Source organism: Pseudomonas sp. FSL R10-1350, assembly GCF_009600525.1.
Lineage (GTDB): Bacteria > Pseudomonadota > Gammaproteobacteria > Pseudomonadales > Pseudomonadaceae > Aquipseudomonas > Aquipseudomonas helleri.
Window position 1 is genome coordinate 20,068 of record NZ_WIVR01000057.1, and the last position, 13,923, is coordinate 33,990.

At 53.1% G+C, this 13,923-nt stretch carries 13 protein-coding genes; 4 read left to right on the plus strand and 9 right to left on the minus strand.

The features are described from left to right. Nucleotides 1-69 precede the first annotated feature (69 nt). Entirely contained in the window at nt 70-1,221 is a 1,152-nt protein-coding gene (locus GHO25_RS20310; RefSeq protein WP_256677261.1) for a fimbrial protein, read from the plus strand. Between the two features lie 93 nt (nt 1,222-1,314). On the opposite strand, the gene GHO25_RS20315 is transcribed toward GHO25_RS20310, so the two are convergent. From GHO25_RS20315 to GHO25_RS20330, 4 genes are read right to left on the minus strand one after another with little or no spacing between them, the layout of a single operon-like run. After that, entirely contained in the window at nt 1,315-1,791 is a 477-nt protein-coding gene (locus tag GHO25_RS20315; RefSeq protein WP_178110161.1) for a response regulator, read from the minus strand. Further along, nucleotides 1,788-4,124: an ATP-binding protein gene (locus GHO25_RS20320; RefSeq protein WP_153392001.1), complete on the minus strand. Its 2,337-nt coding sequence runs from the start codon at nt 4,122-4,124 to the stop codon at nt 1,788-1,790. Before GHO25_RS20320 ends, GHO25_RS20315 begins: the two co-directional genes overlap by 4 nt. After that, entirely contained in the window at nt 4,121-4,774 is a 654-nt protein-coding gene (locus GHO25_RS20325) for a response regulator transcription factor (protein WP_153392003.1), read from the minus strand. Before GHO25_RS20325 ends, GHO25_RS20320 begins: the two co-directional genes overlap by 4 nt. Beyond that, entirely contained in the window at nt 4,771-5,955 is a 1,185-nt protein-coding gene (locus GHO25_RS20330) for a sensor histidine kinase (RefSeq protein ID WP_153392005.1), read from the minus strand. Before GHO25_RS20330 ends, GHO25_RS20325 begins: the two co-directional genes overlap by 4 nt. A 174-nt stretch (nt 5,956-6,129) precedes the next feature. Here GHO25_RS20330 and GHO25_RS20335 point away from each other — a divergent pair, with 174 nt between their 5' ends. Next, the gene (locus GHO25_RS20335; protein ID WP_153392007.1) at nt 6,130-6,648 is read left to right on the plus strand and encodes an SgcJ/EcaC family oxidoreductase; all 519 of its coding nucleotides are present in this window, start codon (nt 6,130-6,132) and stop codon (nt 6,646-6,648) included. Between the two features lie 87 nt (nt 6,649-6,735). On the opposite strand, the gene GHO25_RS20340 is transcribed toward GHO25_RS20335, so the two are convergent. Continuing rightward, nucleotides 6,736-7,989, minus strand: coding sequence for an MFS transporter (locus GHO25_RS20340; RefSeq protein WP_153392009.1), 1,254 nt, complete (start codon nt 7,987-7,989; stop codon nt 6,736-6,738). Between the two features lie 301 nt (nt 7,990-8,290). Further along, nucleotides 8,291-9,133, minus strand: a complete 843-nt coding sequence (locus tag GHO25_RS20345; RefSeq protein WP_153392011.1) for a P-loop NTPase — start codon at nt 9,131-9,133, stop codon at nt 8,291-8,293. 449 nt (nt 9,134-9,582) lie between these two features. On the opposite strand from GHO25_RS20345, the gene GHO25_RS20350 reads away from it, so the two are divergent. Next, on the plus strand, nt 9,583-10,554 hold the full coding sequence (locus tag GHO25_RS20350; RefSeq protein WP_153392013.1) for an AraC family transcriptional regulator: 972 nt from the start codon (nt 9,583-9,585) through the stop codon (nt 10,552-10,554). Nucleotides 10,555-10,902: 348 nt separating this feature from the next. On the opposite strand, the gene GHO25_RS20355 is transcribed toward GHO25_RS20350, so the two are convergent. The 3 genes from GHO25_RS20355 to GHO25_RS20365 form a co-directional block, all read right to left on the minus strand. Beyond that, a complete protein-coding gene (locus GHO25_RS20355) occupies nt 10,903-11,664 on the minus strand; it encodes a bifunctional 2-polyprenyl-6-hydroxyphenol methylase/3-demethylubiquinol 3-O-methyltransferase UbiG (RefSeq protein ID WP_153392015.1) in 762 nt (253 codons plus the stop codon). Nucleotides 11,665-11,851: 187 nt separating this feature from the next. Further along, a complete protein-coding gene (gene nadS / locus GHO25_RS20360; protein WP_046031301.1) occupies nt 11,852-12,139 on the minus strand; it encodes a NadS family protein in 288 nt (95 codons plus the stop codon). Nucleotides 12,140-12,141: 2 nt separating this feature from the next. After that, nucleotides 12,142-12,456: a type II toxin-antitoxin system RelE/ParE family toxin gene (locus GHO25_RS20365; RefSeq protein WP_048368676.1), complete on the minus strand. Its 315-nt coding sequence runs from the start codon at nt 12,454-12,456 to the stop codon at nt 12,142-12,144. A gap of 302 nt (nt 12,457-12,758) precedes the next feature. Between GHO25_RS20365 and GHO25_RS20370 the strand changes: the two genes are divergently transcribed. Continuing rightward, on the plus strand, nt 12,759-13,923 hold a 1,165-nt coding region (locus GHO25_RS20370; RefSeq protein WP_153392018.1), incomplete at its 3' end, for an FAD-dependent oxidoreductase.

A 13,923-nucleotide genomic window follows, 5' to 3' on the forward strand; every position in this document is an offset into this window, starting at 1 on the left:
TAACCTCGACTGCGTGGCTCTGCGTCAGCAGAGCCACGTATTTAGAGCCTGTGAGCGTTGGAGTGCAATATGGAGATCAACGTGATGACGCGCGAAAGGCTGGTGGCGTGTGTGACTCTCTGGCTGTTAAGTGCAGTGATGAGCACAGGTCTGAGTGCGGCAGTGGTTAATAGCCCAGCGACAAACTGCACTTTTAGTAATCGCGCTGGACAAAGCTGGGTACTGGTCAATCCTTTAACCAGTGCAACCGCGGTCGGGACCGTTTTATGGCAGCGTCCGGTGGGACTAAACTTTAACTACGCCTACGGAGGCTCTTCCGGCAGCGTTCAGCATGAGTTGGTATCCGCTGGTTATTGGGGGCCAGGGACGCCTTTGGCAGACGGTATTGCGCCGACGAATGTGGACGGTATCGGGTTCAAAATAGTGGTGAAGTCTTCAGATGGAACTGACAGGTCTATCTTGCAGACCTCCTCCCCGGTGGCGCTTGAAAAAGAGCAGGTGCAATATGACACCAGCGTGGGTCAAAGTTCTGGGTCGACCTTGGTCACCAACTACATCCAACAGTTGATTTTAACGGTTCCAGCTGATCAGTTACCCAGCGGTAAACTTAAGGTTGAGCGGGTGGCAGGGAGTTCTCAACTCAGCCTGTATGCCGTTGATCTGGTGAAAGGCGAAGCCACGCTCGGAAGTGCAATTACAATTCCGACCAGTAATATACCGCGAGGTATTTGCCGGGCATCGTATCTATTGATGGGGCCAGCCATTATCACTATGGGCGGCGGGGGATCAATTGAAGTACCCAATAGTTGTTTGGTCGAAACATACAAAACCATCCCTGTGTCGCTTGGACGATTATCTATTGAGGGATTCCCTAATGTGGGTTCGACCTCTCTTCCTAAAGTATTCAGCATTCAACTGAGCCAATGTGCAGCCAATGCCAAGCCTATCATCACCTTCAAAGACAAATTCGGCACAGGGGATGGTGCGGGGGTACTGGGTATAAAGTCGTCGCCGAGCAGCGCCCAAGGCTTTGGGATAATAATGACCAATACACTGACCGACCAACGTATTCAGTTCGACTCTACACCTTATGTTATGCAACGGTTAGGCGATGTGGCGAATCTGCCACTCACTGCCAGCTACATACGCACTGGAGAGGATTCTGAATTAAAGGCAGGAGAGGCTAATGGTGCCGCTGAATTTACATTCAGTTTTCCGTGAGCAGACGCTATCAGGGAATGTTGAGCGGCTATTCAACCCCGTTTAGAGCCATACACTTCCCAGCATCAGGGCGAGGCAGAGTACGCTGGCTTTTTAGGCCAGCGGGGGAATGTTAGTTGTCACATTGCGCCGTTGCAACAAGTCTATCTGGTCTGCGGGTACTAACTTGCGCAGAGCCTTATAAAGCATGCGTGTTTCCAGCAAATTCCATACCCGTAGCATCGTTTCCAGCCCATCCAGTGGTTTACTAATAAAGTCTTTGGCACCCAGAGCCAACGCGCGCAGGCGGGTATCGCGGGTAGCGTCTGCGGTCAGTACCAGGACTGGCAAATACTCACCGTTTGGAATACGCCGGTTGAGTTGCTCAAGCACCGCAAACCCATCGAATTGCGGCATGTGCAAATCCAGGATCACCAGGTCAGGTTCAAAGCTATTGAACAAATCAAGCATGCGCAAAGGCTGCGTGCTGCTAAGGACATTGGTCAGGCCTTCGCGGGCAAGTAATTGCTCTACCAGATCAAGGTTAGGGCGTTGGTCGTCGATAATCAGAATGCGCAGATCGGTGTTCACGATTGCTCCGGGAAATACTGTTCGAGATAGGCGAGAAACGAAGGTACGTGAATAGGTTTGCTCAACACAGCTGTAGCACCTGCATCGCGCAAGGCTAATTGTGTGGCCAGGCTAGCGTCGGCAGTGATCATCAGTACGGGGATGGCGCGGGTGATTGAAGATGAGCGTAACTGTTGCAGCACGGCGATACCGTCGATGTCGGGTAGTGAAACATCGAGCAGAATCAGCTGAGGTGCGTGTTGTATGGCCAGGTCTAATCCCAGTTGCCCTTGCATGCTGGACAGTAGCTTTATCCCAGGCCTGCGGTGCAGTAGGGTTTCTATCAGCGCGAGGCTGGCCAGATTGTCCTCAATGCAGAGCATCTTGCTACATTTAGCGACATCGGCAGTGGGGGGCGGTGGCATCATCGCGTGAATGTCAGTTGCCGCTGCACCGTTGTCCGGGAGGGGCGACTGCAAGTGTGCGTACGCCAGCTCCAGTGTGAAGCGTGAACCTGAGCCCGGCTGGCTGCTAACACAGAGGCTGCCCTTCATCATTTCCAGCAGGTTTTTACTGAGTGCCAACCCAAGCCCGCTACCTTCAACGTTGGGATCTGTACCCAGACGCTCGAAAGGCTTGAACAACAGCCCCAAACGATCGGCCTCAATGCCTTTGCCGGTGTCACATACCGACACTGCAATGCGCTGATGCTCGACTTTGACTTCAATACTCACCCGTCCTTGAGGCTGGTTGTATTTGATGGCGTTTGACAGCAGGTTGAGCAGCACTTGAGTCAGGCGCTGACGATCCGCAACAATCCCGATGTCAGCCGCCAACGTGGGTAATGGCATCAGTTTAATCCCAGCGTTGGCCGCTAATGGGAGTACCAGTGAATGGGCCTCGTGCAGCGCAAGGGCCAGTGGGATTGATTCGAGATTGACCGGTAGTCTGCCTGCCTCGATCTTGGCGATGTCTAATACTTCGTTAATCAGCTTCAGCAGATGCTGGCCGGCACGCAGAATGTGCTCTATCTGCGTTTTCTGTGCCGGGAGTGAATCCATATGGAGCAGTTGTGCGAAACCCAGAATCGAGTTTAATGGCGTCCGCAGCTCGTGGCTCATACGCGACAGAAATTCGCTCTTGGCGCGGCTGGCGCGTTCAGCTTCTTCGCGGGCAGTGCGCAAGGCAATTTCAGCGGCGCGCCGGTCAGTGATGTCACGTGTGATTTTCGAAAAGCCGCGCAACTCACCGGTACTGTCGTACTGGGCAGTAATCACTACGCTGGCCCAGAAACGTGTGCCATCTTGGCGACAGCGCCAACCCTCCTCCATGTAGTGGCCGTGGAGAACAGCTTCGCTCAACGCGAGGTCAGGGTGCTGCGGGCATTCTTGCGGTAGATAGAACAACGAAAAATGCTGGCCGACTATTTGTTGTTCGGAGTAACCCTTGATGCGCTCCGCACCTGCATTCCAACTGGTGACGCGGCCCGTTGTATCGAGCGCAAAAATCCCATAGTCCTTTACCCCATCAATAATCAGGCGCAAGCGTTCTTCATTTTCACGCAACGCGCGTTCGCGCTCACTCAAGAGTAGGCCGGCCTCAATCAGGCGTGCGCCCAATTGACCGATCTCATCGTTCTCAGGTGGCTGGGGCAAGAGTGGTTTGCCCAGAGCCAGGCGTTGCGCATTGGCTTGGACATCTTGCACCCGGGCGACAATAGTCTTGGATAAAAACAACACGGCTACGATGGCACCAAATAGGCCACAGATGGCGGCAAACCAAGTTGAAAGCAATAAACGCTGGCGAGTCTCGGTAGCTGCGATGGTGCGCTCGGCCAGCAACGAGTCCTCCATTTCGAGCATGCTACTGATGTGCTGTCGTAACTCGTCGAGGATGTGCTTGTTACTGATAAGGATACTGTTGATCTGTTCGGGTTTTGCTACTGGATCCCTGATCATGTCCTCCAGACCGTCGATTTTATTTTTGATCTGTGCCGTGATACTGGTGAGTTGTGCGCGCACACGCGGGTCGCGTACGTTGCTGTCAAGGCGGCTTAAGGCTGCTTCTACCAAGGGTGTAGCCGTTGAATACCCAGGCAGGAAGTCCTCACGACGCGTCAGCAAATACCCGCGCACGCTGCCAGCAGCTTCTGCGAGGAGGGTATGCACGGTCTGGATATCACCCTGTACCCGCAAGACCCGCCGCACGTCCTCTTCGGCCCGCGCAGTTTGAAGCTCGGTGATATAGATAAGGATCAGCGACAACAACAGCACTATCAGCGGAAAGGAAATCACCATCAGTGCTTTGCCCCGCAGAGGTAAATCGCCCCAGCATCGGGCGCACAGACGCCTCATTGGGGATTGACCAAGCCTAGGGCAATACCGCGAACTGCGGCTTGGGTACGATCAGCCGCGTCTAGTTTTCCAATCACCCGCTCAACATGGGTTTTTGCCGTCCCTGTCGTTATCCCCAGCTTTTCGCCAATGGCCCGGTTACTCATCCCGTTAGCAACAAGCGCCAACACCTGACGTTCTCTGGGCGTCAGGTTTTCCTTTGATGTGGCGACGCCGGTATTGCGATCGGTCATACGCCTTAGCAAGCGAGCGCTGACAGCACTGTTAAGGACCTCTTCACCCGCTGCCACACGTTGCAGGGCATTGATCACCTCATCCCGGCTTGCATCTTTGAGTAGATAACCAACAGCGCCGGCAGTCATCGCGGCCTCCAAGTGTTCGACACTGTCATCCATGGTGAACATCACCACCTTGATGTCAGGTAGTTGTTGTTGCAACAGGCACGCTGCCCCTAGTCCGTTAAGCACCGGCATTCGAATATCGAGGATGGCGATGTCTGGCAGCAAATGCCTACACAGCTCTACCGCCTGCTGACCCTCACACGCTTGTCCGACGACTTCGAACTGTGGATGGCCTGCCAGCAGGGCGACGAAACCGGTGCGTGTTACTTCGTGATCGTCCGCCAGTACCAAGCGCAAGACGTGGCTCATTGTGTCGCTCCATCAGGATTAGTGGGTACAGTTGTGCGCAATTGAGTTCCACTGTTGAGGGTACTGACGCAGGTGAGGCGCCCACCCAACAAGCTGGCGCGCTCGTGCATGGTTGTCAGCCCCAGATGGCGGGCGTCCTGAGTGTCGAGCTTCTGTTCGAGGTCGAAGCCTTTGCCGTTATCTTCGATGCTCAGCCAGACATGACCGTCCAGCAGTCTAAGTGCCAGTTGTACGTGGTTGGCATGGGCATGTTTAAGAATGTTATTTATTGCTTCTTGGGCAATTCGGAATAAAGCGATTTCGACCTGGTTTGACATCCGGGTGTCGAAAAAATCAAGCCACTGGACTTTAATTCCGACCTCGCGCAGCCGATCGGCCTCTTTATCTACAGCTTTGTGCAATCCAAAGTCGTCCAAAACCGCAGGGCGCAAACCAGCGATCAGTTGCCGTCCTTCGCCCACACAATGCTGAGCAAGCGTCAAAATGGCCTGCAAGTCTGCATCCAGCGTGTCGGGTAATATCGGGCACCGGCCGGCAAACCCTTGTAGCCGCTGATGCAGCCCGGTGAGTGTTTGCGCCAGGCCGTCATGCAGGTCATAAGCCACGCGTTTACGTTCATCTTCCTGGGCGCGAAGCAGCCGGCTCAAGAGATCTGATAGTGTTCGATCGCGCGCGATGAGTGTAGTCAGCAGTCGATCATTTTCGAGGTGCGCAGCTAGCAGTGTGGCGAGCAGTTGCAGAGATTCGCTGTCGTCATTGTCTGGGGCACTCATACCAACGCTACTGGCAAACATCAGCGCGCCGAAGGTGATGCCATCACCGCTCATTAATGGCACTTGTAATACGCCGGGCAGTGAGTCCTCGGCGAACGCTTGCCAGAAAGGTGCGAGCAAGTTGCGGTCGACCACATTCAAGAGGGCATCTAATCGCGTTGGATGGCCATAACGGGCGGTATCTCTGATACGCCCCTCAGCATCCCACTCCAGCAGTACGCCATGATCCATGGCAAGAAACGCACAGGCTCGAGTCAGCACGCGCTCACGCATGGCATCAGTGGTGAGTTGGGTGAGTTCTTGTCCCGTATCCACCAACAACCGTAAGCGGGCTGAGCGACTCTCAGACTGGCGATAGTGGGCACGTATAGCCAGCGCACTGGCGGAAACAGGGTGTGAGTTTTGCATAGTTTGGTTCTGGTGATGAGCACCCGGGCAGGGATGCCAGACAACGCATTAGACTCTGTTACAGCACCCGGGTGCTATCTGCCATTTGGCATAGTCACATGGCTCCGATTGGCCGATGTTGTGGGCCGTTCAGCTTGTCAAAGTGAGTACAACAAATACCACTGGAGCAACGCCATGAAATTTAAATCAGCAGTCATCGCCATGATCTTAACTTTGGGTGCGCCATTTGTTCAGGCTCACGACACAACCCCTTATGTCTACCGTGATATTGCCCAAGCTCCTGAGAATGTTAAAGACCAAGAGATTGCCGGGTTGTTTGATCGTTGGAACAGTGCCCTGCAAACCGGTAACGTTAATGCGGTGATCGATTTGTACGCGCCTAACGCTGTCTTGCAGCCAACTGTTTCCAACAAGGTGCGTAACACCACAGACCAGATCAAGGACTATTTTGATCATTTCCTGCAATTCAAGCCGCTGGGGCAAATTAATTATCGCGAAATTCGTCAATTAGGCAGTAACGTGGCTATGGACAGCGGCGTCTACACCTTCACTCTGAATGAAGAGAGCGGTAAGACCCGGCAAGTACAGGCACGCTACACCTTTATCTACGAGCTGATCGACAGCCAGTGGAAGATTATCAATCACCACTCCTCCGCAATGCCTGAAGTGCAGACAAAACACGCGAAGAGTTGATCTTCGATCATCATTTTGGACCCCACAAACTCAAACCGTTGCACAGGGTGGCATCTCACCGTGCCAAGCACGTTTGACACGCTGCCCTTAAATTCTTTCTCCCTCAAAAGGCAATTCAGCCGGCTCTGCCACCAGGTTATTACTCACATTACGCCCCAGTACCAGCACGGTGACAAAGCCGCAGCCGACGAGTGCGGTGGCGAGGCTGAATAGCATCGCGCTGCCCATTTGGTCGACGATCTGGCCGCCGAAGAATGAGCCCAGAGCAATAATCACCTGGAACAAGGCGATGAACAGCGGCATGCCGCGTTCGACGTCTTTGGGGGCGACAACGAACATCCAGATGCTGGCGCACGTCGGGAAGGCACCGAAGGCAAAACCCCAGAGTGCGATGAGCATGACGGCGCCGGTCATGTGGGTGGCGAAAAGGGGGAACAGGGCGGTGCTGGCGCCGATCATCAGTGCTACCAGTAGCAGGGTGTAGCGCACGCTGCGGTTGGCCGCGAAGCCGGCAAAAAAGTTACCCAGAACCCCGGCCGCGCCGTAAAGCAGCAACAGGGAGCCAATGGTCGGCCCATCGAAGCCCGAGCTGTTTTTAAAGAACGGTGCAACGTAGGTGTATGCCGCAAAGTGGGCCAGGCCAATGAGCAAGACGGCGATCAGGCCAACCCGGGATTTCGGGTTGATAAACAAGGCAGGCAGGTCGCTGACCAAAATGGCCTTTTCCGGATTGAGACGCGGCAATAGAAAAATCTGCGCCAGCAGCACCGGCAAGCCCAGCAGCGCGGTGATCAGGAACGTCATGCGCCAACCCATCAGGCCGCTCAGCCAAGTGCCCACGGGCACACCCAGCACGGTGGCCAGCGTCACCCCGAACATGATGATTGAGGTTGCCTGGGCGACGCTCACGCCTTTGGGGGCCAGCCTGCCGCTGAGTCCGATTGCGGTCGCCCAGAAGCCGCCGATGCTGATACCCAGCAATGCGCGGCCTAACAGCAGCAAATTAAAGTCGCTGGCGACGGCTACTACCGAGTTGGCGACGATCATCAGTAGGGTCAAGCCGATTAGCAGATAGCGGCGGTCCATGGCGCCGATACCGACAGACAGTAAAGGGGCGGCGAGCGCCGCCATGATGCCGGGCAAAGTTACCATCAGCCCGGCGTGGCCTGCGCTGATGCCAAGGTCGGTGGCGACGTCGTTGAGCACGCCCACCGGGAGAAATTCGCTGGTCACTAAGGCAAAGGCGCCTACGGATACCGACAGAATCGCCATCCACTGCTGTTTGACGCTTTGCTGATTATGTTCGGGTAGGCCGCTGGAGGCCTGGCTTGCGCTTGGCATGGAGTGGGGTTCCAGGATGGATATCGCCTGAAGGAGGCGAGGAGGGGAATTGGGAGACGATTATAAGAAGCCATTTCGGCAAGCGGGCAGGCGGTCGTTTCGATAGTGATCATCAGTGTAATTAATGCGATGACCCGTTTGCTTTCGCGAGGTAGAACAGTGGCTTACTGAGCGGCGGATGTTTGCAAGTGTGACAAATCTCTCAGGGTTAATACGTCAATCGCTTGACGAAATCTTTTTGACTGTCATTTTTCTGAACATGAACAGTAAATGCAGTTTGCACATTAGGGAATGAGAGCTATTATCCGGATGTCTTTGTGCCATGACCCGGTGGCGCCATGATCAAACTGTCCATGAAAAACTCGATGTGCCCTCTCGGCGTTGTATGGAGTGGCCATCTGCTGATTTTTTTTGCAATCGCTTCGAGCTCTCGAGAAAATTTCGAGCGGGGTGAAATTTCATAGACGGCTCGTCGTTTGTGGGTCGCGTACCGTACGGCGAGATCTTCGGGTAAATTGCCAACATACATAAGTGACAAGTCAACGTTGCAGGAGGTGAGGGCAAGCAGTTTGCTAAATGCATCGCGGCCTTCCACAGGGCTATACGTTCTATTACTGATAACTCTGAATTTTCTGATTTTGTATTGGTTATTTAGCGTATAGATAAGCGCGTGTGCATTCAGGATCGAGGCGGGCTCATTACAGATGACCACCAGTACTTCGTGAGCGGCACGTGTGAAGTTCAGGACAGAATCATTGGCCCCGGAGGCAGTGTCTACAACCAGAACATCCACTTCAGTCTGGATCTCGTTGAACGAATTTATAATCCCGACGTGATGAGCGGTTAGAAGACCGTGCATCGTTTTTGAGTAGGGGGTGCCGAGTATCAAGTTGATGCCTCGGGGGCCAGTGTGCAGTAGTTCGGTTAATGTACAGTTGCCTTCAATCAAGTTTGAGAGTGTTCTTTGCGGCCTGATATTCAGCAGTGTATCGATGCAAGGCAGTTCCAGATTGCCGTCCAGTAATACGACCCTCTGCCCTAAGGTGGCCAGGGCAATGGATAGATTGATGGCCAGTGTGCTTTTGCCGGTGCCTCCTTTGCCGCCGGTAATGGCAATGACTTGAACCGCATGCTTTTTTTTCATGAAGAAAACGCCGTCCTTAGCGGGTTGCGCAAGTGTAAACTTGTCGGGTTATAATTTTATTCTTATTTTGTAGTGGCTATGTTTGTCTCTGAAAGCACCCGTGTCCCCCGTGAGTAAAAAGCGCGTGGCTCTTAATGCGGCGGTACTTCGGGAACAGTGCAATGAGCGTATTTTTTTATAAGCCCACCACCATCCGCGTTTTTTTCTATGATTGTCCATGGGGTTGATACTTCTTGGGTTTTTTAGAGACTTGCTGTGTGATTTCATTCTCCCATGCGCATGGTTTAATCATAAGTGTCCCCTGAGGCTAATAGTATGTCCTGAAGCGCAACAGCATTGACTCAGTCCTGTAGCAGGATTAATTCTATAGAGTCTGTTGTGCACGTTATTTTATGTCTGAAAATTAGAAGGCACTCGTTCGTGCTCTTGTTTGTTCCGTGGATGAATGAATGTATAGAATTCGAAAATCATATGTTTACTTGCTCTGTCGAGCGTTGGGGACTGTCTATAAGTCCAGTGAAACATTTCATGATTATGTCGATGACACGGAATTTGTTGAAATCCAGTCGGTGTATGAGTGGTTGGCCAATCTTGCTGTAACTTCTTGCGATCCGGATCTAGGACTAAGGGCGTACAGGAACATGCACCCCGCCATGCTGGGGGCGTTGGGGTATGCAGTCATGTCATGTGCGACATTGGGGGGAGCCCTTGAACGCCTGGTAAATTATTATCCCTTGATCAGCAGTGGTTCATTGTTAAAGCTGGAATTACATGACCATATCGTAAAAATTGTCAGTATTGAGGTGACCAAAAAAGTGCCCCGCGTCTTTATAGACGCAGGCTTCTCAATTTTACTGGCGCTGATCAGGTGGCTGGTCCCACATTATTATGTGGTGCCGTTAGGGGTTGAACTAGTCTATGCTCCTCCCGGCGAAAGAGGGGGGTTGGAAGAGGTGTTTGGGCGGAATTTAAAGTTTTCAGCAGGTCATAATGTATTGGTTTTTCCTCGGGAAATTTGCAATTACCCGCTGATTACAGCATCGCCAAAGTTAGACCGTCTGCACGCTGATTTTCTTAAAGTTCAACTGGAATCATCGCCCACCGGTTTCGCATCGTCGAAGATAAGAAGAGCCGTTGCACAAAGTTTAGCCCTGGGGGTTGCCCCGACATTAGATTCAATTGCGGACGCACTCAAAGTGAGCAAAAGAACTCTGCAGTACTCTTTAAGGAGTGAGGGGCTCAGCTTTTCCATGGTGTATAACGATGTCAGACAAGCCTTGGCGCATGATTACTTACGTCACTCTGTATACAGTATTAAGTATATTTCTGCGACATTGGGCTTTAGTGATCAGAGTAGTTTCTATAAAGCCTCTTTGAGGTGGTTTGGGATGACGCCTCAGAACTACCGGGATTTGTCTTAAATCTTTAGTGGTGATAGTCAGGAGTTTCGTTTTTAGCTTTTATTTCTATTTGTTTGTTGTCATAAAAAATACATATTTTGTTTTTGGCGATTTATGGGTGTGCGTAACTTTGCTTTTCCTGTCAGCTATTCAGCAGCTTTGAAATGGTCTTCGCTCTAAGCGTGGATGACAGTTAGTAATCGATATATTTTTCAAAAAAAGGTGTTGCGTTATGGCTTCGTCAGGGGTGTTCCAGACCTGTCGGTGACAATCAGAAGCGCGAAAGGGGAGGCCATCCATAGCCTTTTAATGTCTCGATTTTTTCATAGAAACATGGCGAAAAGGCAGACGAATTATATCGGCGTCCATTCAACTTACGTCGGGCTTGCTCACTGCCAATAATAAAAAAGGCGGGCGTCTAAGTGCATCTGTTAATGATGGGCGCTCTTTTAGTGCATGTGGCAAAGGCGTGGGTTCGCCCAGATGATCCAGGCGAAAACCCGCGGCTATCAGTGTGTTGACGTAGGTTTGCAGAGTTCGGTGAAACTTGGTCACGTTCTCTACAAACCAACGGCTTTGGCGTTCTGTTTCATATTGGTAATTGTCCAGTGGCCAATGCAGGCGTTCGCCCTCAGGGCTGAGGACCCAGCCGCTGGGCTGCGCCGTACACAGCGGGTGTTCGACTGAAAAAACGAATTGGCCACCGGGGACAAGGCTTGCGTACACGCGTTTGACTACCGCTGCATAATCATCGACGTAGTGCAGCGCCAGCGATGACACCACCAGATCAAAAGCTTGAGCCTGGGGTGTGAAACTTTCGATCGGGTGATGGACATACACAATCTTGTCGTCATGGGTGAGGTGCCGGGCCTCAGACAACATCTTTTGTGAAATATCGACAGCAGTGACCGTCTGGGCGCCCTGGCTGCGGGCATAGCGTGCGAAGTCACCAAACCCCGCGCCCAAATCCAGCACCTTAAGCCCCTGCAATTTGGGCAACAGCGCATGAAATGCCGGTATCTCAAGCACACCGTTCAGCCCCGAATCCTTCTGGCGCAGGTTCTTGTAGCCTTCAAAAAATACTGGATCGTCGTACACGTTCTGAGGCCGGGGTGAAGTCGTGTCACTCATCTACAAACTCCTGTGGAGGGGGCGCCTGAAGGGTTGAAGTTGAGCAAACGTCCAGCAAAAAACACGCCATTAATGTTTACCAGGCTTGTCGGGCATTACCTTCTCTGAAGGTGTCTGGCTGCAAGCAGCGCTTCTGCTGTGCTGCTGTTGGCGCAGCACTGGGGAAGGTCGTCAGAGGTTGTGTTGATCAGCCAGCCAGCGCATTGAGTACGTGCACCGGGTCATTATGGATGGCTTTTAACAGGGCTTTGGCGGGGCCGGTGGGCTCTCTACGGCCTTGTTCCCAGTTACGTAAGGTGCCGAGTTGAACGTCAATCAGCGCTGCAAATTTGGCTTGCGTCAGACCTGTTGCTTTACGGATCTCTTTTACTTGCAGTGCATCAACGTGAAACTCACGGGACGGACGACGTTCGCCTCGGACAATTTCGTCCATTTGCTGCACGCTCTCCATTAGCTCATCAAAAAATTTGCTCATGGTTATCTCCAGTGTTCAATGACGGCTTTGAGTGCTCTGCGCTCATCGGCTGTCAGGTCTTGTTGTTCATTTTTCGGGTAGATCATCAGTAGTGCGATTTGCGAGGCCGAGACGAAGTGATAGTAAATCACGCGTGCACCGCCCCGTTTTCCATGGCCTTTGGCCGCGATCCGGATTTTTCTGATACCCCCCGTGTCTTCCATGACGTCACCTGCAGAAGGATTCAGTACGAGCACCCTTTGCAAAGCGATATAAGCATCCTCATTCATTAACTCTTTAGCTCTGCGGGTAAAAATCGGGGTTTCAATGAAGATCATTGCTAATGTACGCCAGTGGCTTACTGTTGGGCAATTCTAAGCTGGGCCGTACTCCTTAACATCTGATCAGTTGTTACTGCATTTAAATGTCATTTCATGCTCTTAAGCCCAAACCAGCTACAAACTTGTCACTTGCCACAGATTCTTCCAGCCCCCTAAAAACCGTTATAACCAAATAACAAGCAGGTCTTTCGTTTTTAGACTTTTTACTTTTATTTTTATAATCAGCAACGCCATCAACCACCTGACTGAAGTCGGGCCCGTCATACCTAAAATTCTTCTGTTTCAACAAGGAATTCACTATGTCAGGTCTGGAGGAGCGCGTGGGCGGGCGTGAGTGGCGCGCCGATGTGCTGGTGATCGGGGGTGGGCCCGCGGGCACTTGGGCGGCGATCAGTGCGGCGGCTCAGGGCGCACGTGTGGTGCTGGCGGACAAAGGCTACTGCGGGGCTTCCGGGGCTACGGCACCCTCGGGCACGGCCGTCTGGTACGTCGAGCCTGACGCGCAAAAGCGTGAAGACGCCAAAGCCAGCCGCTATGCGCGCGGTGGCTATCTGGCGGAAAACGACTGGATGGACCGCGTCCTCGAACAAACCTGGAGCAACATGCAAACCCTCGCTGATTGGGGTTATCCGTTCCCGCTCGACAGCGACGGCCAGCAGCAGCGTATTTCTTTGCAGGGCCCGGAATACATGCGTTTGATGCGCAAGCGGGTGAAGCAGGCCGGTGTGCGGATTCTCGATCACAGCCCGGCGCTGCAACTGCTCACAGACAGTGAAGGGCGCGTCAGCGGTGCGTCCGGTTTCTCGCGGCAGAAAAATCATGAATGGAAGGTCGAAGCCGCTGCCGTGGTCATCGCGACGGGTGGCTGCGCGTTTCTAAGTCGGGCGCTGGGTTGCAATGTATTGACGGGCGACGGGCATTTGATGGCGGCCGAAGTCGGCGCCGATTTTTCCAATGCGTATGGCTTGTGCCCGGCTTTTTCGTCGGTGACCAAATCAGCGCTCTATAAGTGGGCGGTTTTTTATCATGCTGACGGTAGCGTGATGGAAGGCGCAGGTTCGGCCCAGGGCCGTGGCGTGATTGCCAAGGCGCTGCAAACTGAGGCGGTGTATGCGCGGCTGGACAAGGCTGATGCCACGGTTCAGGCGCAGATGCGCCTGGCGCAGCCGAACTTTTTTCTGTCGTTCGATCGTCTCGGCATTGATCCTTTCCAGCAGTTGTTCCCAGTGACCTTGCGCCTGGAGGGCACGGTGCGTGGCACCGGCGGCCTGCGAATTGTCGATGAACAGTGTGCGACCAGCGTGCCGGGCTTGTACGCGGCCGGTGATGCGGCGACTCGCGAGCTGATCTGCGGGGCTTTCACCGGAGGTGGCAGTCATAACGCGGCGTGGGCGGTTATGTGTTTACCTATGCCTTTACGGCGGCGCTGGCGCGGCTGTTGCCAATGGACAACGTGGACTCAAT